Consider the following 22,499-nt stretch of genomic DNA (forward strand, 5'->3'; position numbering starts at 1 on the left):
GTTCGGCGTTCAGTGCAGATGCAGCTGCAGCGTCCAGGGCGTCTTCTGCCAGGCCACGGCTTCGGTGCGCAGCAACTGGGCGGACTGGGGGTAGCTCCTGGTCCAGCCTTCCGGCACGGTCAGGTGAAAGACGCTGTCCGAGCGGTGCAGGCGCATGCCTTGCAGATCGGGATCGCGCCGGGCGTGGCACAGCTGCACGGCCAGGCGCAGCGCCAGCAATGGCCAGGCCACGGCCCGGTCCTCGATGGCAGCCTCGAGCTTGCGCAGCTTGCCCTGGTGGCCAAGCACCAGCTGGGTGATGCGTTCGCGCAGCTCCACGGGCCAGGTGGCGGCACTGCAGTGTTCGGTGATGTAGGCGCCGTGGCGGTGGTAGGCGCTCAGAGAGATGCGCATGCCGATCTCATGCAGGCTGGCAGCCGTGTCCAGTGCGTGCGTGGCCAGTGCATCGGGCGGCTGCTGCGCCTGCAGCGACTGCCAGGCCCAGCGTGCCACCTTGCGAACACGCAGAGCGTGGGATGTGTCAATGCCGAAGTCCTGTTGCAGCGCCGCGATCTCGGCGGCTTCGCGGTCGGCAGGCGGCTCGTGTTCCAGCAGATCGTGCAGCACGCCCTGGCGCAGCGCGCCCTGTGCAACCTCCAGTTCGTCGATGCCCAGCAGGCCCAGGGCGGCCATCAGAATGCTCAGGCCGCCGGCGATGACGGCTCGCCGGTCTTCCTTGAGTCCAGCCAGGCGGATGCGGTCCACGTGGCCGGCGTCCATCAGCTGCTCATGCAGCCAGCGCAGGCTGTCGGGCGTGATCAGCCGCCCGGAGTAGCCGTTGGCCGCCAGGATGTCTCCCACGGCGTTGGCCGTGCCTGACGATGCATAGGCGCAGTCCCATGCGGTGGCTGGATAGGCCGATACGGTCTGGGTGAGTGCCGCCTGCGCCGCCTTGATGGCGGCCGAGAAGTGCGCGCGCGACAGCGTGCCCTCGCCAAAGAACTGCGTGCTCCAGGCCACGCTGCCTATGGGGTAGGAGGCCACCTGGCGCGCTTCGCCATGCTGGCCGATGATGACTTCGGTGGAGCGCCCGCCAATGTCTACCACCAGACGCCGTTGAGACGATGGCGGCAGCAGGCTGGAGACGCCGCGATAGATCAGCCGGGCCTCTTCCTCGCCCGAGATGACTTCGATGGGAAAGCCCAGCAGGGTGCTGCCTCGCGCGATGAAGACATCGCGGTTGCGGGCCTCGCGCAGGGTCTGTGTGGCCACGGCGCGGACCTGGTCGGCCGCAAAGCCGGCCAGCCGTTCGCCAAAGCGTGCCAGGCAGTCCCAGCCGCGTTGCATGGCTTCGTCAGTCAGTTCATGGCGCTCGTTGAGTCCATTGCCCTGGCGCACGGTTTCCTTGAGGTATTCCACGCGCTCTATGCGCTGGTGGCTGCCGACGCGGCCTATTTCGAGGCGAAAGCTGTTGGACCCGAGGTCAACGGCAGCGAGCAGGGATTCTGGTGCCATGAAAGAAACGCCAATCAAGATTCGTCGAGCACGATTGCACAGCGATGTCCGAGGGGGCAGGGCTGCACCTGTCTGGTGCCTGCTCGTGCGACACACAAGACTAAGACGGAATTGTGACATCGCGATGACCGGGTTCTTACATGGGAAGTCCTGCTGTTTGTGACGCCTTTTTTCCATGTCACATCAATGTCACAAAGCCTTCTTACAGTCCAGCCATCGCATCTTTCAACCCCTAAGAGGTCTGTACATGAAGTTGTCTGTGATTCACATTCTGGTGGCTGGTGCTCTGTCTGCGGGCGGCGTGGGCCAGGCCCTGGCTCAGCAGGAAGCCACTGGCGCAGGCGCCAGCTTCCCGGCTCCGCTGTACTCCAAGTGGGCTGCGGACTACAACAAGGCCACCGGCGTGAAGATCAACTACCAGTCCGTGGGCTCCAGCGCCGGCATCAAGCAGATCGAAGCCAAGACCGTGGACTTCGGCGCCTCCGACGAGCCGCTCAAGGATGAAGAACTGGCCAAGAAGGGTCTGGTGCAATTTCCCACCGTGATCGGCGGCATCGTGCCCGTGGTCAACATCAAGGGCATCCAGCCCGGCCAGCTCAAGCTGACCGGCCAGGTGCTGGGCGACATCTACCTGGGCAAGATCAGCAAGTGGAATGACGAGGCCATCAAGGCCCTGAACCCGGGCGTGAACCTGCCTGACGCCACCATCGCTCCCGTGCGCCGCGCTGACGGCTCGGGCACCACCTTCGGCTTCACCAACTACTTGTCCAAGGTCAATGCCGAGTGGAAGGAAAAGGTTGGCGAAGGCAAGGCCGTGAACTGGCCCACGGGCGCAGGCGGCAAGGGCAACGAAGGCGTGGCCGCCTTCGTGGGTCGCCTGCCCAACTCCATCGGCTACGTCGAGTACGCCTACGTCAAGCAAAACAAGCTGACCTACACCCAGCTGCAGACCGCAGGCGGCACCTTCGTGTCCCCTGATGACGCCACCTTCAAGGCCGCTGCTGCTGGTGCCGACTGGGCCAAGAGCTTCTACCAGATCCTGACCAACCAGCCTGGCAAGGAGGCATGGCCCATCACCTCGGCCACCTTCATCATCATGCACAAGGCCCAGGACAAGCCTGCACAGGCCGCTGCCTCGCTGAAGTTCTTCGAGTGGGCCTACAAGTCCGGCGACAAGACCGCCACCGACCTGGACTACGTGCCCATGCCTGACGCCGTCAAGAACGTGATCTTCCAATCCTGGGGCCAGATCAAGGACACCTCCGGCACTGCCATTTCCCTGAAGTAAACCCTGAAAAGGGGGCCATGGCGCACCGCCGGCAGGTGCATCATGGCTCCCCTGATCCCTTCACAAACCGCGAATAAAGGCGCCTCACGTGTCCACAACGTCGCCCTCGAACTCGCTGGCCGCCTCTGCACAGGCTTCCCAGCGACGCACACCTTCTCCGCTACGCCCCCCGATGCTGTCGGGGCGCGTGGCGGATCGCTTGTTTGGCGCTCTCGCGCGTCTGGCCGCGCTGCTGACGCTGGGCCTGCTGCTGGCCATCCTGGCCTCGCTGCTGGTCGGTGCCTGGCCCGCCATCTATGAATACGGCCTGAGTTTCCTCGGCCGCAGTGTCTGGGACCCCGTTCGCAACGAATTCGGCGGCCTGGTCATGATCTACGGCACGCTGGCCACCTCGGCCATCGCTTTGCTGATTGCGGTGCCCGTGAGCTTCGGCATCGCGCTGTTCCTCACCGAGCTGTCGCCGGCCTGGCTCAAGCGCCCGCTGGGCACGGCCGTGGAGCTGCTGGCCGCCGTGCCTTCCATCGTCTACGGCATGTGGGGCCTGATGGTGTTCGGCCCCGTGCTGTCCACCTATGTGCAGCAGCCCCTGCAAAAGCTGTTCCAGGGCGTTCCCTATCTGGAGGCCTTCGTGTCCGGCCCGCCGGTGGGCATCGGCATCCTGTCGGCCGGCATCATCCTGGCCATCATGATCATTCCCTTCATCGCCTCCGTGATGCGCGATGTGTTCGAGGTCACTCCGGCCCTGCTCAAGGAGTCCGCCTATGGCCTGGGTTCCACGACCTGGGAAGTGGTCTGGAAGGTGGTTCTGCCCTACACCAAGACCGGCGTGCTCGGCGGCGTGATGCTGGGCCTGGGCCGTGCATTGGGCGAGACCATGGCCGTGACCTTCGTGATCGGCAACATGAACCAGCTCAACTCGCTGTCGGTCTTCGAGGCTGCCAACAGCATCACCTCGGCCCTGGCCAACGAGTTCGCCGAAGCGGGCGAGGGCTTGCACCAGGCTTCGCTGATCTATCTGGGTCTGGTGCTGTTCTTCATCACCTTCGTGGTGCTGGCTTGCTCCAAGGTCCTGCTCAACCGCCTGCAAAAGAATGAAGGAGCACGCTCGTGAGCAGCACCTCCACCAAGATGATCAATGCCGCCGAGCTGTCGCGCGTGCGCCAGGCCAAGTATGCCCAGCGCAAGCGTGTGAACCAGGTGGCGCTGACCCTGTCCCTGGCTGCCATGGCCTTCGGCGTGTTCTGGCTGATCTGGATTCTGTGGGAGACCATCACCCTGGGCATCGGCGGCCTGAGCCTGGCACTGTTCAGCGAGATGACGCCTCCGCCCAATGAGGCCGGCGGCATTGCCAACGCCATCTTCGGCTCGCTGATCATGGTGGCCCTGGCCACGTTCGTGGGCACGCCCATCGGCGTGATGGCCGGTGTCTACCTGGCTGAATACGATGCGCGTGGCTGGCTGGCCAATACCACACGCTTCGTCAACGACATCCTGCTGTCGGCGCCGTCCATCGTGATCGGCCTGTTCGTCTACACCGTGGTCGTGGCGCGCTTCAAGAGCTTTTCCGGCTATGCGGGCGTGGTGGCGCTGGCGCTGATCGTGATTCCCGTGGTCATCCGCACCACCGAGAACATGCTGGTGCTGGTGCCTGCCAGCCTGCGCGAAGCCGCCTACGCGCTGGGCACGCCCAAGTGGAAGGTCATCATCATGGTGACGCTGCGTGCAGCGCGCGCCGGCGTGATCACCGGCGTGCTGCTGGCCGTGGCCCGCATTGCCGGCGAGACCGCCCCGCTGCTGTTCACGGCGCTGAACAACCAGTTCTGGAATGCCGACCTGTCCAAGCCCATGGCCAGCCTGCCGGTGACCATCTTCAAGTTCGCGATGAGCCCTTACGAGAATTGGCAGCAACTGGCCTGGGCCGGTGTGTTCCTGATCACCGTGGCGGTGCTCGGTCTCAATATCCTGGCGCGTTTCCTGACACGCCAGAAGTAATGCAGCAACAAGCAATCAACCAGGACAAGGATTCCGCAATGACTGCGACCTCTTCCAGCGCGCTGACCTCTTCCAAGCTGACGGTGCGCGACCTGAACTTCTACTACGGCAAGTTCCACGCCTTGAAGGGCATCAACCTGGACATTCCCGAAAAGAAGGTCACGGCTTTCATCGGCCCGTCGGGCTGCGGCAAGTCCACGCTGCTGCGCACCTTCAACCGCATGTTCGAGCTGTATCCCGAGCAGCGCGCCGAAGGCCAGATCTTGCTGGACGGCGAGAACCTGCTGACCAGCAAGCAGGACGTGGCGCTGATCCGTGCCAAGGTCGGCATGGTGTTCCAGAAGCCCACGCCGTTTCCCATGTCCATCTACGACAACATCGCCTTCGGCGTGAAGCTGTTTGAAAACCTCAGCTCCTCCGACATGGACGACCGTGTGGAATGGGCACTGCGCAAGGCGGCCCTGTGGGGCGAGGTCAAGGACAAGCTGCAGCAAAGTGGCTCGGGCCTGTCCGGCGGCCAGCAGCAGCGCCTGTGCATTGCACGCGGCATTGCCATCAAGCCCGAAGTGCTGCTGCTCGACGAGCCCTGCTCGGCCCTGGACCCGATCTCCACGGCCAAGATCGAGGAGCTGATTGCCGAACTGAAGAACGACTACACCGTCGTCATCGTCACGCACAACATGCAGCAGGCGGCCCGCTGCAGCGACTACACGGCCTACATGTACCTGGGCGACCTGGTGGAATTCGGAGACACCGAGCAGATGTTCTTCAAGCCCCAGCGCAAGGAAACGGAAGACTACATCACCGGCCGCTTCGGCTGAGCAGGAGCCATCGATGACCGAAAAACACCTTTCCAGCCAGTTCGACAGCGAACTCAACCGCGTCTCGGCGCGCGTCATGGAACTCGGCGGTCTGGTCGAGTCCCAGATCCGCCAGGCCGTCTATGCGCTGTCGCGCTTCAGCATCGAGGCCGTGGAGCAGGTCGATGCCGCAGAAAAGCGCGTCAATGCCATGGAAGTGGAGATCGACCACGAACTGTCGTCCATCATTGCCCGGCGCCAGCCCACGGCGCGCGATCTGCGCCTGCTGATCGCCTTCTCCAAGGCCACGGCCAACCTGGAGCGCATGGGCGACGAAGCGCACAAGATGGCGCGCATGGTCAAGTCCATCATCGAAAGCGGCGCCGCACGCTCCCTGCCCACGGGCGACCTGCGCACTGCGGCCGAGATGGCCTCGGGCCTGCTGCGCAAGACGCTGGACGCCTTTGCGCGCCTGGACACCAAGGCGGCCGTGGCCATCCTCAAGGAAGATGACCTGATCGACCAGGAGTTCGACGGCTTCGTGCGCAAGCTCATCACCTACATGATGGAAGACCCGCGCACCATCTCCGCCAGCCTGGACCTGCTGTTCCTGGCCAAGGCCATCGAGCGCATCGGTGACCATTCCAAGAATGTGGCCGAGCTGATCATCTATCTGGTGGAGGGCAAGGATGTCCGCCACCAGACCATGGATGCCATCGAGTCGGCAGTGCTGTAAGTGCCGGAGGCGAACAACGGATGAAGAAGATGCCCATGGTCCTTATCGTCGAGGACGAGCCCGCCATCGCGGAGCTGATCGCTGTCAACCTGCGGCACAACGGCTTCCAGCCGGTCTGGGCCGAGGACGGCGTGACCGCGCAGCGCGAGCTCGATGCCGTGCTGCCCGACGTGATCCTGCTCGACTGGATGCTGCCCGGTGCCAGCGGTCTGGCCCTGGCGCGCAAGTGGCGCGCCGACAGCCGCACCAAGGCCGTGCCCATCCTGATGCTCACGGCGCGCGGCGATGAGCCGGACAAGGTGGCGGGGCTCGATGCGGGTGCCGATGACTACATCACCAAGCCCTTCTCGACCCAGGAGCTGCTGGCACGCATCCGTGCCGTGCTGCGGCGCCGCGCGCCCGAGCAGATCCAGGACAAGGTCAGCATCGGCGAGCTGGTGCTCGACGCCGCCGCGCACCGCGTGAGCTGGCAGGGCGACATGATCAAGGTGGGCCCCACCGAGTTCAAGCTGCTGCACTATCTGATGAAGCACCCCGAGCGTGTGCACAGCCGTGCCCAGTTGCTGGACAAGGTCTGGGGCGATCACGTCTTCATCGAGGAGCGCACGGTGGACGTCCACGTCAAGCGGCTGCGCGAGGCGCTGGGCATGGCCGGTGCATTGATCGAAACGGTGCGGGGCGCCGGCTACCGGCTCAGCGCGCAGGCGCTGGCCTGAGGCGGTCCTGCGTTCCAATGAATCCACGCATGGCCCCCGCAGGCCATGCCCGGGCGCCGCTGCCCCAGGCAGCGAATACAACGCAAAGAAGGCGCAAGTATGGGTTGGCGAGGTTTTCGCTTGTTGGCGTCCCAGATCGCGGGCGCATTGCTGGGATGGTGGCTGTGGGGCGCCATGGCGGCCTCCAGCCCTGGCATGGCGTCACAGGCCGTGGCGGCCCTGGCGGGTGCGTTGTGCGCGGGCTGGATGTGGTGGCTGGTGGACAGCTGGAACGCCATGCGCCTGCTGTCCTGGCTGCGCCAGTCGGAGCTGCGGGAGGCGCCTGAACTCAGCGGCATCTGGGGAGAAGCCAGCGTGCGCATGCGCCGCTGGCTGCGCCAGAGCGTGCAGCAGGTGCAGCAGGGCGACCAGCGGCTCAATGACATTCTTTCTGCCCTGCAGGCCAGTCCCAACGGCGTGGTCCTGCTGGATGCCGACGGCCGCATCGAATGGTGCAACCAGATCGCGGCGCGCCAGTTCGGCTTCGATGCCGAACGCGACCTGCTGCAAAGCATTGGCAACCTGGTGCGCGACCCCGAGTTCAGCGCCTATTTCGCCACCCAGGATTTCTCGCGCGATCTGGTCATGCAGGGCCGCGAAAGCACGGCCTCGCGCCCCGTCAAGCTGTCGGTGCAACTGTACGGCTATGGCGAAGGGCGCAAGCTGCTGCTGGCGCGCGATGTGACCGCGGTGGAGCAGGCCGAGGCCATGCGCCGTGACTTCGTGGCCAACGTCTCGCATGAAATCCGCACGCCGCTGACCGTGCTCGTGGGCTTTGTCGAGACGCTGCAGAACCTGCCGCTGGAGCCCGAGGAACGCAACCGCTACCTGGGCCTGATGGCCCAGCAGGCCGAGCGCATGCAGCATCTGGTGGAAGACCTGCTGGCGCTGTCGCGCCTGGAGGGCAGTCCGCTGCCCAGCAGCAACGAATGGGTGCCCGTGGCCCAGCTCATGCAGCGCTGCGAAAACGAGGCGCGCGGCCTGTCGTCCATGCTGACGCGCAAGCAATCCCTGCCGCATGCGCTGAGCTTTCCGTCGGCCGAGATGCTGGCGCAGGCCGGCGAGGTGGCCGGCGCCAGCGCCGAGCTGCAAAGCGCCTTCTCCAACCTGCTGGCCAACGCTATGCGCTACACACCGGCAGGCGGGCGCATCGACGTCACCTGGGAGACCTTGCCCGATGGATCGGCACGCTTTGCTGTGCAGGACTCCGGGCCAGGGATCGAGCCCAAGCACCTGGCGCGCCTGACTGAACGCTTTTACCGCGTGGACCGCAGCCGTTCGCGCGATACCGGCGGCACGGGCCTGGGCCTGGCCATCGTCAAGCATGTGCTGCAGCGCCATGGTGCCAAGCTGGGCATCACCAGCGCGCCGGGCCAGGGATCGGAGTTTTCGGTGACCTTTCCGGCCAGCCGGGTACGCATTCCTGCGCCCGAGGCCCGTGACAGCAGCGACAGCCGGGGCAGCCGCGCCGCATAGCGCGCTCTGACGGATGGCCGCTACCCGCTCAGCGGTTTGTGGCCTTGCGTACGACCGCGCTGAACACCACGGCGGTCACCAGCAGCGCACAGGCGCTGCCGGCCCAGAAGGGGGCGGGCGTGCCCGGGTGCAGCCAGGCGGGCAGGACGCTGTCCGTGCCATAGGCCAGCCAGTATCCGCCGGCCAGACCGCCACCCCATAGCAGCAGGCAATAGATGACCAGCGGCGCCACGGTGATGCGGTAGCAGCGCAGCACGAAGATGCAGAAAGTCTGGATGGCGTCCGCCACATGGTAGGCAGCCACCCAGGCCAGCAGGCTGGCGGTGATGGCCACCACCTCGGGGTTGCCGCTGTAGATGCGGGCCAGGCCCTCGCGGGAAAGGAACAGTGCACAGGCCAGCACCAACCCGCCCATTGCCGCCAGTCGCCAGCCCATGGCGACCAGGCGCCGCGCCGTGACCTCGTCGCCGGCGCCGCGCCAGTAGCTGACCCGTGCGCTGGTGGCAATGGCCAGTGACAGAGGCACCATGTAGCACAGCGCTGCAAGGTTGGCGGCGATCTGGTGGCTGGCCGAGGCCAGCGTGCCCTGGCGCGCCACGAACAAGGCCATCAGCGTGAACGATGTCACCTCCACCAGAATCGCCAGTCCCGCAGGAATGCCCAGGCGCGCGAACTGCGCCAGCTGGGGCCAGTCCGGCGGCTCCATGCGCTGCCACAGCGCCAGCGGTGCGTACAGGCGTTGGCTGCGCATCAAAGACAAGGCCAGCGCGACCATGGCGTAGTTCACGATCAGCGTGGCCCAGGCGCAGCCTTCGGCGCCCAAGGCCGGCAGGCCGGCTCCGCCAAAGGCCAGCCAGATGGACAAAGGGATCTTGATCAGCAGCGACACCAGCTGCAGCCAGGTCACCAGCAAGGGGTGGCCCAGCGCCTGGTTGAGCGTGCTGTAGATGCGAAACAGCAGGGCGGCCGGCAGGCTCCAGGCCAGCACCGAGAGATAGGCCCGCACCTGCACCTGCAGCGGCAGCGGAACATCGGCCCAGCGCAGCAGTGCATCGGGAAACAGCAGCACGCCCATGCCCACGGCGCAGGCCGCCAGCAGCATGTACATGGCCTGTCGCAGCGTGCGGCCTATGACCTGGGGCTGTCCGGCGCCGCGGTGCTCGGCCCACAGCGGCAGCAGGGCCTGGAAAATGCCCATCAGCGAGACGTAGACGCTCACGAAGATGGCCGATCCCACGGACAGCGCCGCCAGCGCCTCCTCTGAATAGCGGCCCGCCACGATGGTGTCGGTCACGCCGAAGGCCATCACGGCCAGCTGCCCGGCCAGCACGGTCAAGGCATGCTGGGCAATGGTGCGTCGCTCAGCGCTCAGGGGGGCGTGCGCTGGCAGGTTCATGGCTTGACCTGGACGGGCCTCGCCTCAGGCCTGCGTTTCAAGACCAGAAGGAAGTCCTTGCGGTCGGTGGGGCGTACCACGCGGGCCACGGTCTCCCAGGTGGCCTGCAGACGTGCGCTGTGAGGATCCAGCCAGGTTTCTTCCTCGGCCACCATCCAGTCGCAGCGCGCGGCACCGGCCATGCTCAGGCGCTGGGTATCGATGTCACCGTAGTAGCGCAGCGCGGCAATGTGGGCGCGCGGCAGGCCATAGGTTTGAACGCAGCTGCCGTCCCTGGGCAGTTCGGCCAGTACCAGGCGCATCTGTGGCTCGAAGCTGCGCGCATGGTCCATCAGCGGCAGCCACAGCGTCATCAGCAGCAGCCAGGCCAGCGTGGCGCCACTGGCGGGCAGCACCAGGCTCTTCCAGATGGCCGCACGGTTGCGCGAGGTGCGCCAGGCCACGAGCACACACCAGGCCAGGGTGGCGGCCACCGCCACGGCGAAGGACAGCACCGAGAATTCCGGCGTGAACTGCGGGGCCAGCCTTGCCACATTGGCGGCGGGCTTGGCGGGAATGCCGGTCTGCAGCGAAAGCCAGATCACCCAGATGGCAATGGCCGCGGCGCTGAAGAACAGCAGGGTGAACCAGTCGATCAGGGCGCTGATGCTGCGGCGCAGCGTGGGCAGGGCAAAGGCCGCCAGCGTGGCGATGGCGGGCAGGCCCAGCAGCAGGGCGCGGTCTGCTGGCAGCGTGCTCAACGAAGCGATCACCGGAATGATGGCAAACCACAGCGGCAGCGCCAGATGGGGATAGCGCCGGGGCGTGGCGATCTGGCGACGCCAGACCCACAGCGTCCACAGTGCCAGCGGCCAGGCGGGCCAGCTGAACCACAGCAGCAGCCTGACCAGGCTTTGCCATTCCTTGGCAGTGCCGCTGTCCACCACGCGCCAGGCCCACTGGTCCAGCCACCAGGACAGTGCGGCCGCCAAGATCGTCACCGCCAGCCACAGCACGGTCCACAGGCGTGATGCGCGTGGGGCGGGCGTGGCTTCGTCGCCCCAGGTGCGCGAGAAGAAAGCCATGGAGGTACCGCCCAGGCCGAACAGCGTGGCCACGGTCGGCGCACCGCTCAGTGCCAGGCCGGGCAGGCCCAGCAGCAATGCCAGCGTGGCCGTGCGGCCGTGGTAGGGCATGGCGGCGGCGGCAAAGAACAGCAGGGCCGCGCAGCCCAGCTGGGTCATGTAGCTGGTGGTTTCGTGGGAGAGCTGGGCCAGGCCCAGGCAGGCCACCAGGGCCAGCAACCCTCCGTCGGCCATGGCGCGCGCATAGTCGGTAGGCTGGGCCTCACCGCCAAAGGCAAAGGCCACGGGGCGTGCGCCCGGTGTGCGCGCCAGGTAGTACACGCCCCACCAAGTGGCCGCCAGCGTGATCACCAGCATGGCGATGAAGGGCAGGCGTGCCGCCATCTCCGGGTGCAGCCAGGAAGGTGCTCCCTGCATGGCCAGCGCACCGAGCCAGTACGAGAGCAGGCCTTCGGATTCGGGCAGCAGCCCCGCCATGCGCGGTGCCAGCCAAGAGGTATGGCCCAGGGCCAGCTCCCGCATGTAGCCGAAGGCCTCCATGTCGGCCATGCGCCAGGGGCTGCGCCCCACATATCCGGGCACGACATAGGCCAGGCACAGCAGCAGCAGCGACCAGCGCGGCAGGCGGCGCACGGCGCTTTGGGCAACGATGGCAGGGGTGGGCTGGTTCACTCACAGGACTTTCTGCAACGGAGGGCGCAAGAATACGCGAAGCAAGGGCCTCGAAAAGAATGGGGCATGCCTGGCCGGCATGGATTGGCCGGACTGCGAAAAACAAAAGGGCAGCGCGGTTGCCCGTGCTGCCCTTCTGGCCGGAGAAGCAGGATTTACTTCTTGCCGAAACGGTTGCGGAAGCGCTCCACACGGCCGCCCATGTTGTCCACCGACTTTTGCGTGCCGGTGTAGAAGGGGTGCGACTCGGACGAGGTGTCCAGCTTGAACAGGGGGTAGTCCTTGCCTTCGAAGGTTTCGGTTTCCTTCGTGTTCACGCAGGAGCGGGTCACGAACTTGAAGCCGTTGGACAGGTCCACGAACAGCACTTCGCGGTAGTTGGGGTGGATGCCTTCTTTCATGATCTTTCCTTCTGATGCAAGTGCGGTAGCCGTGCCTGACCCGCTGCAACCTTTGTAGCGGTTCAAATCAAGCGTACTTTCCGCAAGAAAAAGCCCTGCATTATCGCATAGTGCTCAGTTCCGTGCCAAACCGTCAGGCCTGGGGCCCGTGTACGCCGCGCGCGGACGGATGATTTGCCGGGTGGCACGCTGCTCCAGCGCCTGCGCCAGCCAGCCGGCGCAGCGGCCCAGCGCGAACAGGCCAAAGGCGCTGCCCGGCGGCAGCTGCAGATGCCGTCGCAGGGCCACCAGCGCGAAATCGACCGAAGGCGCCTGCCCCGTCAGCGCCATCACCTCCTTGGCCAGCATCGTTGCCGGGCCATGCGCCGGCAGCATGTCAAGCAGCAGGGCGGCACGCACGTCGCCATCTGGGTAGAGGTGGTGGCCGAAGCCGGGCAGGGATTCGCCGCGCGCCAGACGCTGGCGCAGGCGGGTGGCGATCTGCTGCTCGCCCACCTCGTCCCACAGCGCTTCCACGCGCGCGGTCGTGCCGCCGTGGCGCCCGCCTGTCAAGGCGGCAAGGCCTCCCACCACGGCAGCGCGCAGGCTTGCGCCCGTGGAGGCCACGCAGCGCGCCGTGAAGCCTGATGCGTTGAGTTCATGGTCGGCGCACAGCACCAGGGCCATGCGCACGAGGTCCGCGCCTGGCGCGTCCAGCTTCCAGGCCCGTGCGCATTGCAGATGGATGGCGGCCTTGTCCGGCACGGTGCCCAGCAGGCAGGCAGCCAGCAGGCGCAACAGCGCACCGCAGCCTGCTGCCAGCCGTTCGGGTGATTGCTGCCAGGCAGCGGTGGCCGTGTCATCGCTGGCGACGGTGAACAGGGGCAGCAATGTGTTTTCGCACGGTTGGCCTGCCATGCGCTGCTGCAGGTCGGACAGCAAAGGCGCGGCCTCCACGGCGTTTGCAGCGAAGGCTGCCTGGGTCGGGCATTGCCACAGGAGGGCGGCTGTCTCCTCCAGCGTGCGGGTTCGCGCCCAGTGCACGGCGTCCTCGCCCCGGTAGTACAGGCGGCCCTTTTCTATCAATGTGATCGTGGACTCCAGCACCGGCAGGCCCCAACTGAGCGCGGCCTGCGCCACTTCGCGCGGCTTGCGGCCCTGGCCGCGCTGGCGTGCGAGCTGCTCGACCTCTTCGCGCAGGTAGCGGCTTTGGCGCGGCGTGTCTGCGGCGTGGGCCTGCAGCAGGCCTCGGCTGACATAGGCGTACAGCGTGGCACGGCTCACGCCCAGCAGCGCGGTGGCCTCGGTGGAGTTCAGGTAGTCGGGCATGGGTCGATCATATGTTGATTAATTGAATCAATATTGACAATATTTACCAGGAACCTATGGTGCGAGCTCCAAGCCTTGTTTCAGCTGCCAGGAGTGCTCCATGTCCCGTCTCCCTTTTCCCTGCGCTTTCGACCATTGCACCGGCCAGATCTGGGAGGCGCTGGATGGTGATCCGGTGGCGCTCCAACGTCTGGAGCAGCGAGGTCGTGGGTCCTTGGCCTCCGTGTTCCCGGTCTCCGATCTGGCGGCCGCCAGCCTGGGCGTGGCAGGCCTTTGCCTATCCGAGTTGATCGCGCAGCTCGGCGCTGCAGCGCCGCGTGTGGTGGTGGATCGCAGGCTTGCCTCCTTGTGGTTTGGCCATAGCCTGCATCCGCAGGGCTGGGAGATGCCCGCGCTGTGGGATTCCGTGGCCGGCGACTACCGCACGGCGGACGGCTGGATTCGCCTGCATACCAATGCGCCCCATCACCGTGCAGCGGCACTGGCCGTTCTGGATGCGCCCGCCGAACGCGAGGCCGTGGCTGCCGCGGTCGAGCGCTGGGCAGCACAAGAGCTGGAGTCGGCCGTTGTGGCGCAAGGCGGCTGTGCTGCAGCCATGCGCGGGCTGTCTGAATGGGCCGCGCACCCGCAGGGTCGCGCAGTGCAGCGGGAGCCCTTGCTGGCGTGGCAGATGCATCCACATCCGCATCCGCAATCGAGCCGGCATGCGGGTGCCTGGCAGCCATCGGCCAGGCGCCCGCTGCAGGGGCTGCGCGTGCTGGACCTGACGCGCATTCTGGCCGGCCCCGCTGCCACGCGATGGCTGGCGGGTCACGGCGCCGAGGTATTGCGCATCGATCCGCCGGGCTGGGAGGAGCCCGGCACGGTGCCCGAGGTCACGCTGGGCAAGCGCTGTGCCCGGTTGGACCTGCGGGCGCCACAGCATCGTGCCGTGTTCGAGCAACTGCTGGCCGGGGCCGATGTGCTGGTCCATGGCTACCGGGACGGCGCGCTGGAAGGCCTGGGATTCGATGCCGCGCGGCGTCGGCAGGTGAATCCTTCGCTCATCGACGTGTCGCTCAATGCCTATGGCTGGAGCGGGCCCTGGCAGCAGCGGCGCGGTTTCGACAGTCTGGTGCAGATGAGCGCCGGCATTGCCGATGCGGGCATGCGCCAGCTGGGCCGCGACCGGCCCACGCCGTTGCCGCTGCAGGCGTTGGATCATGCAACGGGTTATCTGATGGCGGCCGCCGTGGTGATGGCGCTGGTGCGGCGTAGCCAGGGGCTGGGCGGCAGCACGGTGCAAGCCTCGCTGGCGCGCACGGCCCATCTCCTGGCGGGCCAGGGCGTCGGTGATCCGGACCCCTGCACGCTGGCGCCGGTGGACCGTTGTGCGGATTTCGGCGCGGCCGTCGAGGCCACTTCCTGGGGGCCCGCGCGGCGCCTGCGGGCGCCGGTGGAGGTGGTGGGCGCCCCCATGCACTGGGAGCGTGCGGCTTGCGCCCTGGGTACGGCTGCCGCTGCATGGTGAGCTGAATGCAAAACGCCCCGCGTGAGCGAGGCGTTCGCAGGTGCCGTGGGCTGGATCTCTGAGATCAGCCGCCGCGGCGCATCATGTCGAAGAAGTCCACGTTGGTCTTGGTGGCCCGCATGTTCTTGATCATCAGCTCCATGGCCTCGATCTCGTCCATGTTGTACATGAACTGGCGCAGGATGCGCGTCTTCTGCAGGATCTCGGGAGCCAGCAGCAGTTCTTCGCGGCGCGTGCCGCTCTTGTTGAGTTCGATGGCGGGGAACACGCGCTTTTCGTAGAGGCGGCGGTTCAGGGCCAGTTCGCTGTTGCCCGTGCCCTTGAACTCTTCGAAGATCACTTCGTCCATGCGGCTGCCGGTATCGACCAGGGCCGTGGCGATGATGGTCAGCGAGCCGCCTTCTTCCACATTGCGCGCCGCGCCGAAGAAGCGCTTGGGGCGCTGCAGCGCGTTGGAGTCCACGCCGCCCGACAGCACCTTGCCCGACGAGGGCACGACGTTGTTGTAGGCGCGGGCCAGGCGGGTGATGGAGTCCAGCAGGATGACCACGTCCTTCTTGAGTTCGACCAGGCGCTTGGCGCGCTCGATCACCATCTCGGCCACGTGCACGTGGCGCGTGGCGGGCTCGTCGAAGGTGGAGGCGATGATCTCGCCCTTGACCGAGCGCTGCATCTCGGTCACTTCTTCGGGGCGCTCATCGACCAGCAGCACCATCAGGTGAACGTCGGGATGGTTGGCCGTGATGGCGTGGGCGATGCTCTGCATCATCATGGTCTTGCCGCTCTTGGGCGGCGCGACGATCAGCGCGCGCTGGCCGCGGCCGATGGGGGCGATGATGTCGATGATGCGGCCGGTGATGTTCTCCTCGCCCTTGATCTCGCGCTCCAGGCGCAGCTGCTGGGTGGGGAACAGGGGGGTCAGATTCTCGAACAGCACCTTGTGCTTGTTCTGCTCGGGCGAGCCGCCATTGACGGAGTCGAGCTTGGTCAGGGCAAAGTAGCGCTCGCCATCCTTGGGCGTGCGCACTTCGCCTTCAATCATGTCGCCGGTGTGCAGGTTGAAGCGGCGGACCTGGCTGGGCGAGATGTAGATGTCGTCGGTGCTGGCCGTGTAGCTGGTGTCGGGGCTGCGCAGGAAGCCGAAACCATCCGGCAGGATTTCCAGCACGCCGTCGGCGAACACTTGTTCCCCGGCCTTGGCGCGCTTTTTGATGATGGCGAACATCAACTCTTGCTTGCGCATGCGACCGACGTTTTCGATCTCAAGCGCTTCGGCCTGCTTCAGGACTTCAGACACGTGCAGTGCCTTGAGTTCATTAAGGTGCATGGAGAGACTCCAGAACGGAGTGGAAAGAAACCAGGGGGAGGCGTTGAGCCAAGCGAAACACTGTGGAAGTGGGCTGGCTTGCCTGAGGGTCTCAGCGCGGCCTTCGATGCATAAGGCCGGTGATGAGGGGCATTATGACAGGAAAAAATCCGCAGGTCATAGGGAAATTTGCGCTGGCGCAGGGTTTGTGCGCCAGTGCGATGCGGTGCAGCGGTCAGCGCCGGGCCGCATGTTTGGCTGCCCCGGTGTAGGGGGCAGCCAGGAGAATCAGGCCAGGTGCTGGTCCAGGAAAGCAGACAGCTGTGCCTTGTTGAGGGCGCCGACCTTGGTGGCAGCCAGCTGGCCGTCCTTGAACAGCATCAGCGTGGGGATGCCGCGGATGCCGAACTTGGCCGGGATCTCGCGGTTCTCGTCCACATTCATCTTGGCGATGGACAGCTTGTCCTTGTAGGTCTGGGCTGCTTCGTCGAGGATGGGGGCGATCATCTTGCAGGGACCGCACCATTCGGCCCAGTAATCGACCAGCACCGTGGAGCCGGGTTGCAAGACGTCAGCTTCAAAGCTTGCGTCGGAGATGTGTTTGATCAGTTCGCTGGCCATGGGTGATGTCCTTGATTTTTCGCAATGAGGAAGGCGCAGGAAAATCCGCACCGCGAAATGATTGTGACAGAAACCTATCACCTGCTGCACCGTATGGGCGGTAGCTGGATGCTATGACTGTCATAGCTGTTTACGGGGCGGCAGCAGGGTTGCGGGGTCATCGGGAATTAGTGGCGCCTGCGCGCAGGCCGGCCTGCGGCAGGGTATTCTGCGCGCCCGCGCTGCAGGCATATGAGTCTGCCGGCAGCGCAAAGTTGAATGCGAGCTTGGAATGGGAACTGATGTGATGGATGCTTTTGAACACAGCGCGGCGGCGCGCACGATGGACTGCGATGTGGCGGTGATCGGCGCGGGGCCTGCGGGCCTGATGGCGGCCGAAGGGCTGGCCGGCAAGGGGCTGACTGTCCATGTGTTCGAGGCCAAGTCCTCCGCAGGACGCAAGTTCCTCATGGCCGGCAAGGGCGGGCTCAACCTGACCCATTCCGAAAACCTGCCCGCCTTTGTCTCCCGCTATGGCGAGCGCAGTGCCGAGGTGTCGCGCTGGCTGGAGCTGCTGCCCCCGGATCAGCTGCGTGCCTGGGCCGGCGAGCTGGGCGTGGAAACCTTTGTGGGCAGTTCGGGCCGCGTATTCCCCAAGGACATGAAGGCTGCGCCCTTGCTGCGTGCCTGGCTGGTGCGTCTGCAGACCCAGGGTGTGGTCCTGCACACGCGCCACCGCTGGCTGGGTTGGCAGGATGGCGATGCGCTGGGCTTTGACACCCCCGAAGGGCGGCTGCAGGTGCACGCGAAGGCCGTGGTGCTGGCGCTGGGCGGCGGCAGCTGGGCGCGGCTGGGCTCGGATGGCGCCTGGATGCCCTGGCTGGAGCAGCGCGGCGTGGAAGTCGCTGCGTTGAAGCCCTCCAACTGCGGGTTCGATGTGGGCCTGGGCGATGCGGCGCCGGGCGGGCAGATCGATCGCCGGGAATTCATGGCCGAGCTGCTGGGGGCCAGCCCCCAGCCTGCGCGCGGCTGGAGCCCCTATTTCACCGAGCGCTTTGCCGGCCAGCCTTTCAAGTCGGTGGCGCTGTCCTTTGATGATGGCCGGGGCAACGTTTTCTCGCGCAAGGGCGAATTCGTGGCCACGACCACGGGCGTGGAGGGCAGCCTGGTCTATGCCGTCTCTGCCGCGCTGCGCGAAGCCATTGCGCGCGACGGGCATGCCACCGTCCATCTCGACCTGCTGCCCCAGTTGACACCCGAGCGCGTGCTGGCGGAGGTGCGCCATCCGCGTGGCTCACGCAGCCTGGCCAGCCATCTGAAGGGGCGCCTGGGCCTGGACGGCATCAAGGCCGCCGTGCTGCATGAGGTGCTGGGCAAGGACGGCGTGGCCGATCCCGCGCGGCTGGCCCAGGCCATCAAGGCCCTGCCCATCACCTTGGTGGCGGCCCGGCCCATCGACGAGGCCATCAGCACCGCAGGTGGCGTGCGGCTGCAGGCGCTGGATGCTAATGGCATGTGCGTGGCTGCGCCCGGCGTTTTCTGTGCCGGCGAAATGCTGGACTGGGAGGCTCCCACGGGTGGCTACCTGCTGACGGCATGCATGGCCAGCGGCGTGCACGCGGCACAGGGCGTTGCCCGCTATCTGAAGGTGGATGGCGAGACGCGTTGAGGAGAGAAGGGGCCGCTGCGGGCGTGGACGGGGCAGGCGCCCGCAAGGCCTGCTGTTCAATGGAAGGTGACGAGCCTTGCCCTCGGCACTGGTTTCACGGTTAGGGCTGCTTGGTTCCCCACCTGACCCGGTTGGCCGCTTCCCCATGCGAGGAGGCCCGTCACTCTCGATTATAGGGGCAAACACCGGGCTGCCCGGGCGACAAGGCCGGCCAAACCCGGGGCGCACCGGGCGAGGGTGCTCAGCCCCGTAGAATCGCGGGATGTCTTATCTTGTGCTGGCCCGCAAATACCGCCCCCGCAATTTCTCCGAAATGGTGGGGCAGGAGCATGTCGTTCAGGCGCTCACCAATGCCCTGACGCAGCAGCGCCTGCACCATGCCTATCTGTTCACCGGCACGCGCGGCGTGGGCAAGACCACGGTCTCGCGCATTCTGGCCAAGTCGCTCAACTGCCAGGGCGCCGATGGCCAGGGCGGCATCACGGCAACGCCCTGCGGCGTCTGTGCGGCCTGTACCGAAATCGACAGCGGCCGCTTTCCCGATTACACCGAGCTGGACGCCGCCTCCAACCGCGGGGTGGACGAGGTGCAAAGCCTGCTGGAGCAGGCCGTCTACAAGCCGGTGCAGGGACGCTTCAAGGTCTTCATGATCGACGAAGTGCACATGCTCACGAACACGGCCTTCAACGCCATGCTCAAGACGCTGGAAGAGCCACCCGAGTACCTGAAGTTCGTGCTGGCCACCACCGATCCGCAGAAGGTGCCCGTGACCGTGCTCAGCCGCTGCCTGCAGTTCAACCTGCGGCCCATGGCGCCCGAGACCGTGTTGGAGCATCTGGGCCAGGTGCTCGGCCAAGAAGGCGTGGCTTCCGAACCCCAGGCCCTGCGCCTGCTGTCTCGCGCCGCGCGCGGCTCCATGCGCGATGCGCTGTCGCTGACCGACCAGGCCATTGCCTTTGGCAGCGGCCAGCTGCAGGAGTCCATGGTGCGCCAGATGCTGGGCAGCGTGGACCGCAGCCATGTGTTCCGCCTGATCGAGGCGCTCGCCCAGGCCGATGGCCAGGTGGTGGTGGAAACCTCCGAGGCGCTGCGCCGCAATGGCCTGTCTGCAGCCTCCACGCTGGAGGAGATGTGCGCCGTGCTGCAACGCATGGCTGTGGCGCAGGCTGTGCCACAGATGGCCGCCGACGCCAGCGATCCGGAGGCCGCTGAAATTGCCCGTCTTGCGCTGCTGATGCCGCGCGACGAAACCCAGCTGCTCTACAGCATCTGCCTGCATGGTCGGGCCGAACTGGGCCTGGCACCCGACGAGTACGCGGCGCTGACCATGGCGCTGCTGCGGCTGCTGGCGTTCAAGCCGCAATCTGCAGAGCCCGCCCCGGGCGCGGCTGAAAAAAAAACTCCAGCGCTGACCCCCTCCACGGCGAAGCCTGAATCTCCCGCGACCGTTGCGCAGACGCGGCCCGCACAGCCCGCTGTGCCCGAGGCCCCCGTTGTCCCAGCCAAGGCGGCCATGCCCGTCCCGGTCGCGCCTCCTGCTCCTGTCGCGCCTGTCGTATCTCCCGTGACCGCTGCGCCCGCCGTGGTCGCTCCCGTGGTGCAAGCCGTTGCGGCTCCAGCGCCTGTTCAGGCGCCCGTGGCCGTGGCCGCAGTTGCCAGGCCGGAACCTGTGCTTGCGCCTGTCCAGGAGGCCAGGCCTTCCGCTGCTCCAGAGCTGAAGCCGGCCGCCGGTGTCGCCCAAGAGCCCCTGGACGAGCCTGTGGACGATGTGCAGGAAGACGAAGACTCTTCTGCCGATGAGGCGCCGCCGGTGCAGGATGCCGATGCGCCGGACGAGGGTGCCTGGGCCGGGATGCCCGATGAAGGCTGGGCCGACGAAGGCCGCTGGAGCGATGACGGAGATCTGGCCCTGGAGCCGCCTGCCGCTGCCGTGGCACGGCAGTCCGAACCGCAGATCGACACTCAGATCGATGTGCAGGATTTCGCTCCCGAACGTGGCCGCCAGTCCCCGGATGCGCCTCCCGCGCCGACCGTGGAGCGCACGGCCGAGGGCGATGTCTGGCACGCTGCCGTCCAGCAACTGGTGCAGGCCGAGGCCGTCACTGCGCTGGCGCGCCAGCTGGCGCTGCAGTCGCAGCTGGTGGCGCGCGAGGGCGATACTTGGACGCTGCGTGTGGAAAGCAGCTCGCTGGCCCAGCCCGCCACGCGCGAGCGCCTGCGTGCGGCGCTGGAGGCTGCCGGCCTGGCCCGGCAACTGCATGTCGAGCAGGGCGCCGTGGTGGACAGCCCCGCGCGGCGCAATGCGGTGGCCAGCCATGAGCGCCAGCGCATTGCCGAAGACATCGTGATGAATCATTCTCTGGTGCAGACCCTGATCCGCAGCCATGGCGCGAAAATCGTGCCTGGCAGTATCAAGCCCGTATCCATTCAGCCCTGACACGCTCTAGAGCGTTTCGTTTTTACCCTACAGAAGAAGGAACTCACATGTTCAACAAAGGACAACTGGCCGGCCTGATGAAGCAAGCCCAGGCCATGCAGGACAACCTCAAGAAGGCCCAGGATGAACTGGGCAACATCGAGGTGGAAGGCGAGTCCGGCGCGGGCCTGGTGAAGGTGGTAATGACCTGCAAGCACGACGTCAAGCGCATCACCATCGACCCCAGCCTGCTGGCCGAAGACAAGGACATGCTGGAAGACCTGGTGGCTGCCGCCTTCAACGCTGCCGTGCGCAAGGCAGAAGAAACCTCCAACGAAAAGATGGGCAAGCTCACGGCCGGCATGCCCGGCCTGCCGGGCGGCATGAAGTTCCCCTTCTGAGGCTGGCCCCGAGAGGTTGTGCCGAACAGCCGGGAGAGGCCGTGACGGTTTCCCCTGCCACTCAATTGCGTTGAGAGGCCATCGAGCGATCTGCCCTTGCAGGTCGCTTTTTTTCTGAGAATCTTCTTCATTGAAAGGAAGCCGCCATGTCGGATGTGCAATCGCTCGATGGTCTGATCGAAGCCCTGCGCAGGCTCCCGGGCGTGGGCATCAAGTCTGCGCAGCGCATGGCCTTTCACCTGCTGCAGCGTGACCAGGACGGCGCGCGGCAGCTGGCCCGTGCCCTGACCACGGCCGTGGAGTCGGTAAGCCATTGCGAGCGCTGCCATACCTTCACCGAAGGCCGCATCTGCTCCATCTGCCAGGACGAAGGGCGCGACGCGGCCCGGCTGTGCGTGGTGGAGGCGCCTGCCGACATGGGGGCCATGGAACGCACGGGCGCCTACAACGGCTACTACTACGTGCTGATGGGGCGGCTGTCTCCGCTCGACGGCATAGGTCCGCGCGACCTGAATCTGTCATCCCTGCTGGAGCGCGCCGGCGACGGCAAGGTGCAGGAGGTGATCCTGGCCACCAGTTTCACGGCCGAGGGCGAGGCCACGGCCCATGCGATCAGCGAGGCGCTGAAAGCGCGCGGCATCCATGTGACGCGGCTGGCGCGCGGCGTGCCCATCGGCAGCGAACTCGAGTACGTGGACCTGGGTACGATCGCCCATGCGCTGGTGGATCGCCGGTAGTGGTGGAGGCGGCCAGCATTCCTTGTCTTTTCATCAGGAGCCCGTATGCCGACCTCTGTCGTCCTGCCGCCCGGCGGTTTTTCCCTTGCCCATTGGTGCCTGCTGGTGGCGGCCCTGCTGCCGCTGGTCTGCGCCTACATCGCCAAGGCGCCCGGAATGAAGCACCGGCCGGGGCAGCGCGGCTTCGACAACCACGACCCCCGCGCCTGGCTCGCCCAGCAGACCGGCTACCAGGCGCGGGCGAATGCGGCGCAGGCCAACAGTTTCGAGTGCCTGCCGTTCTTCATTGGCGCCTTGCTGGTTGCCTGGCAACTGGGCGCGCCAGCTGCGCGGGTCGATGGCCTTGCCGTGGCCTTCGTGGTGTTGCGCATCGCCTACATCGCCTTCTATGTGATGGACCGCGCCACGCTGCGCAGTCTGGCCTGGGCCCTGGCCCTGGTGGTGAATCTGCTGCTGTTTTTCGCAGGCTACCGCTGAG

Annotated in this window: 20 protein-coding genes and 1 other RNA gene; 13 read left to right on the forward strand and 8 right to left on the reverse strand. The window is 66.2% G+C overall.

The annotated features are described in order from the left end of the window. Window positions 1-9: 9 nt before the first annotated feature. Window positions 10-1,494: a Ppx/GppA phosphatase family protein gene (locus ACF8ML_RS11275; RefSeq protein WP_047326735.1), complete on the reverse strand. Its 1,485-nt coding sequence runs from the start codon at window positions 1,492-1,494 to the stop codon at window positions 10-12. 247 nt (window positions 1,495-1,741) lie between these two features. On the opposite strand from ACF8ML_RS11275, the gene pstS reads away from it, so the two are divergent. The 7 genes from pstS (at window position 1,742) to phoR (ending at window position 8,541) form a co-directional block, all read left to right on the forward strand. Further along, window positions 1,742-2,782, forward strand: a complete 1,041-nt coding sequence (pstS, locus tag ACF8ML_RS11280) for a phosphate ABC transporter substrate-binding protein PstS (RefSeq protein ID WP_016447462.1) — start codon at window positions 1,742-1,744, stop codon at window positions 2,780-2,782. 172 nt (window positions 2,783-2,954) lie between these two features. Further along, complete coding sequence (gene pstC / locus ACF8ML_RS11285) at window positions 2,955-3,893, forward strand: phosphate ABC transporter permease subunit PstC (protein WP_016447461.1); 939 nt, start codon at window positions 2,955-2,957, stop codon at window positions 3,891-3,893. Between the two features lie 17 nt (window positions 3,894-3,910). Then, the gene (gene pstA / locus ACF8ML_RS11290) at window positions 3,911-4,774 is read left to right on the forward strand and encodes a phosphate ABC transporter permease PstA (protein ID WP_034347746.1); all 864 of its coding nucleotides are present in this window, start codon (window positions 3,911-3,913) and stop codon (window positions 4,772-4,774) included. Window positions 4,775-4,812: 38 nt separating this feature from the next. After that, complete coding sequence (gene pstB, locus ACF8ML_RS11295; protein ID WP_016447459.1) at window positions 4,813-5,595, forward strand: phosphate ABC transporter ATP-binding protein PstB; 783 nt, start codon at window positions 4,813-4,815, stop codon at window positions 5,593-5,595. A gap of 13 nt (window positions 5,596-5,608) precedes the next feature. Further along, entirely contained in the window at window positions 5,609-6,310 is a 702-nt protein-coding gene (phoU, locus tag ACF8ML_RS11300; RefSeq protein WP_016447458.1) for a phosphate signaling complex protein PhoU, read from the forward strand. A gap of 20 nt (window positions 6,311-6,330) precedes the next feature. Next, window positions 6,331-7,026, forward strand: a complete 696-nt coding sequence (phoB, locus tag ACF8ML_RS11305; RefSeq protein WP_016447457.1) for a phosphate regulon transcriptional regulator PhoB — start codon at window positions 6,331-6,333, stop codon at window positions 7,024-7,026. A gap of 120 nt (window positions 7,027-7,146) precedes the next feature. Next, entirely contained in the window at window positions 7,147-8,541 is a 1,395-nt protein-coding gene (gene phoR, locus ACF8ML_RS11310) for a phosphate regulon sensor histidine kinase PhoR (RefSeq protein ID WP_392408023.1), read from the forward strand. Window positions 8,542-8,569: 28 nt separating this feature from the next. On the opposite strand, the gene ACF8ML_RS11315 is transcribed toward phoR, so the two are convergent. The 4 genes from ACF8ML_RS11315 to ACF8ML_RS11330 all read right to left on the reverse strand — a co-directional run bounded on the left by ACF8ML_RS11315 (window position 8,570) and on the right by ACF8ML_RS11330 (window position 13,382). Continuing rightward, window positions 8,570-9,937: an MATE family efflux transporter gene (locus tag ACF8ML_RS11315; protein ID WP_016451342.1), complete on the reverse strand. Its 1,368-nt coding sequence runs from the start codon at window positions 9,935-9,937 to the stop codon at window positions 8,570-8,572. Next, entirely contained in the window at window positions 9,934-11,673 is a 1,740-nt protein-coding gene (locus tag ACF8ML_RS11320) for a hypothetical protein (RefSeq protein ID WP_047326736.1), read from the reverse strand. Before ACF8ML_RS11320 ends, ACF8ML_RS11315 begins: the two co-directional genes overlap by 4 nt. A 155-nt stretch (window positions 11,674-11,828) precedes the next feature. After that, a complete protein-coding gene (locus tag ACF8ML_RS11325; protein ID WP_012206708.1) occupies window positions 11,829-12,074 on the reverse strand; it encodes a type B 50S ribosomal protein L31 in 246 nt (81 codons plus the stop codon). A 114-nt stretch (window positions 12,075-12,188) separates the two neighbouring features. Next, complete coding sequence (locus tag ACF8ML_RS11330) at window positions 12,189-13,382, reverse strand: citrate synthase family protein (RefSeq protein WP_047326737.1); 1,194 nt, start codon at window positions 13,380-13,382, stop codon at window positions 12,189-12,191. 100 nt (window positions 13,383-13,482) lie between these two features. On the opposite strand from ACF8ML_RS11330, the gene ACF8ML_RS11335 reads away from it, so the two are divergent. Then, window positions 13,483-14,892, forward strand: coding sequence for a CoA transferase (locus ACF8ML_RS11335; RefSeq protein ID WP_392408024.1), 1,410 nt, complete (start codon window positions 13,483-13,485; stop codon window positions 14,890-14,892). A gap of 64 nt (window positions 14,893-14,956) precedes the next feature. Here the strand turns inward: ACF8ML_RS11335 and rho are convergent, their stop codons facing one another. Further along, window positions 14,957-16,219 (reverse strand): transcription termination factor Rho, encoded by a 1,263-nt coding sequence (gene rho, locus ACF8ML_RS11340; RefSeq protein WP_016447451.1) that lies wholly within the window; start codon window positions 16,217-16,219, stop codon window positions 14,957-14,959. Window positions 16,220-16,486: 267 nt separating this feature from the next. Continuing rightward, the gene (trxA, locus tag ACF8ML_RS11345) at window positions 16,487-16,819 is read right to left on the reverse strand and encodes a thioredoxin TrxA (protein ID WP_016447450.1); all 333 of its coding nucleotides are present in this window, start codon (window positions 16,817-16,819) and stop codon (window positions 16,487-16,489) included. Between the two features lie 271 nt (window positions 16,820-17,090). Here trxA and ACF8ML_RS11350 point away from each other — a divergent pair, with 271 nt between their 5' ends. Continuing rightward, window positions 17,091-18,467 (forward strand): TIGR03862 family flavoprotein, encoded by a 1,377-nt coding sequence (locus ACF8ML_RS11350; RefSeq protein WP_047326739.1) that lies wholly within the window; start codon window positions 17,091-17,093, stop codon window positions 18,465-18,467. Window positions 18,468-18,532: 65 nt separating this feature from the next. Here the strand turns inward: ACF8ML_RS11350 and ffs are convergent. After that, an RNA gene (gene ffs / locus ACF8ML_RS11355) (signal recognition particle sRNA small type) lies at window positions 18,533-18,629 on the reverse strand. A 100-nt stretch (window positions 18,630-18,729) separates the two neighbouring features. Between ffs and dnaX the strand changes: the two genes are divergently transcribed. The 4 genes from dnaX (at window position 18,730) to ACF8ML_RS11375 (ending at window position 22,498) form a co-directional block, all read left to right on the forward strand. After that, window positions 18,730-20,904: a DNA polymerase III subunit gamma/tau gene (gene dnaX / locus ACF8ML_RS11360; RefSeq protein ID WP_047326740.1), complete on the forward strand. Its 2,175-nt coding sequence runs from the start codon at window positions 18,730-18,732 to the stop codon at window positions 20,902-20,904. A gap of 47 nt (window positions 20,905-20,951) precedes the next feature. Beyond that, window positions 20,952-21,284 carry a YbaB/EbfC family nucleoid-associated protein gene (locus tag ACF8ML_RS11365; protein ID WP_012206701.1) on the forward strand — a complete coding sequence of 111 codons (333 nt, stop codon included), beginning with the start codon at window positions 20,952-20,954 and terminating at the stop codon, window positions 21,282-21,284. A gap of 146 nt (window positions 21,285-21,430) precedes the next feature. Beyond that, complete coding sequence (gene recR, locus ACF8ML_RS11370) at window positions 21,431-22,021, forward strand: recombination mediator RecR (RefSeq protein ID WP_017404532.1); 591 nt, start codon at window positions 21,431-21,433, stop codon at window positions 22,019-22,021. Window positions 22,022-22,066: 45 nt separating this feature from the next. After that, window positions 22,067-22,498, forward strand: a complete 432-nt coding sequence (locus ACF8ML_RS11375) for an MAPEG family protein (protein ID WP_016447446.1) — start codon at window positions 22,067-22,069, stop codon at window positions 22,496-22,498. Window position 22,499 lies beyond the last annotated feature (1 nt).

The organism is Delftia sp. WSY_10, from assembly GCF_043104705.1.
Taxonomy (GTDB): Bacteria; Pseudomonadota; Gammaproteobacteria; order Burkholderiales; family Burkholderiaceae_C; genus Comamonas; species Comamonas tsuruhatensis.

What these genes read in the sequence shown, in the direction of transcription:
- ACF8ML_RS11325 (WP_012206708.1), bottom strand. Translation starts at nt 12,074, where the DNA reads ATGAAAGAAGGCATCCACCCCAACTACCGCGAAGTGCTGTTCGTGGAC.
- ACF8ML_RS11365 (WP_012206701.1), top strand. Translation starts at nt 20,952, where the DNA reads ATGTTCAACAAAGGACAACTGGCCGGCCTGATGAAGCAAGCCCAGGCC.
- trxA (WP_016447450.1), bottom strand. Translation starts at nt 16,819, where the DNA reads ATGGCCAGCGAACTGATCAAACACATCTCCGACGCAAGCTTTGAAGCT.
- recR (WP_017404532.1), top strand. Translation starts at nt 21,431, where the DNA reads ATGTCGGATGTGCAATCGCTCGATGGTCTGATCGAAGCCCTGCGCAGG.
- pstA (WP_034347746.1), top strand. Translation starts at nt 3,911, where the DNA reads ATGATCAATGCCGCCGAGCTGTCGCGCGTGCGCCAGGCCAAGTATGCC.
- phoB (WP_016447457.1), top strand. Translation starts at nt 6,331, where the DNA reads ATGAAGAAGATGCCCATGGTCCTTATCGTCGAGGACGAGCCCGCCATC.
- ACF8ML_RS11275 (WP_047326735.1), bottom strand. Translation starts at nt 1,494, where the DNA reads ATGGCACCAGAATCCCTGCTCGCTGCCGTTGACCTCGGGTCCAACAGC.
- pstS (WP_016447462.1), top strand. Translation starts at nt 1,742, where the DNA reads ATGAAGTTGTCTGTGATTCACATTCTGGTGGCTGGTGCTCTGTCTGCG.
- ACF8ML_RS11315 (WP_016451342.1), bottom strand. Translation starts at nt 9,937, where the DNA reads ATGAACCTGCCAGCGCACGCCCCCCTGAGCGCTGAGCGACGCACCATT.
- pstC (WP_016447461.1), top strand. Translation starts at nt 2,955, where the DNA reads ATGCTGTCGGGGCGCGTGGCGGATCGCTTGTTTGGCGCTCTCGCGCGT.
- ACF8ML_RS11350 (WP_047326739.1), top strand. Translation starts at nt 17,091, where the DNA reads ATGGGAACTGATGTGATGGATGCTTTTGAACACAGCGCGGCGGCGCGC.
- ACF8ML_RS11330 (WP_047326737.1), bottom strand. Translation starts at nt 13,382, where the DNA reads ATGCCCGACTACCTGAACTCCACCGAGGCCACCGCGCTGCTGGGCGTG.
- ACF8ML_RS11335 (WP_392408024.1), top strand. Translation starts at nt 13,483, where the DNA reads ATGTCCCGTCTCCCTTTTCCCTGCGCTTTCGACCATTGCACCGGCCAG.
- pstB (WP_016447459.1), top strand. Translation starts at nt 4,813, where the DNA reads ATGACTGCGACCTCTTCCAGCGCGCTGACCTCTTCCAAGCTGACGGTG.
- rho (WP_016447451.1), bottom strand. Translation starts at nt 16,219, where the DNA reads ATGCACCTTAATGAACTCAAGGCACTGCACGTGTCTGAAGTCCTGAAG.
- ACF8ML_RS11375 (WP_016447446.1), top strand. Translation starts at nt 22,067, where the DNA reads ATGCCGACCTCTGTCGTCCTGCCGCCCGGCGGTTTTTCCCTTGCCCAT.
- phoU (WP_016447458.1), top strand. Translation starts at nt 5,609, where the DNA reads ATGACCGAAAAACACCTTTCCAGCCAGTTCGACAGCGAACTCAACCGC.
- dnaX (WP_047326740.1), top strand. Translation starts at nt 18,730, where the DNA reads ATGTCTTATCTTGTGCTGGCCCGCAAATACCGCCCCCGCAATTTCTCC.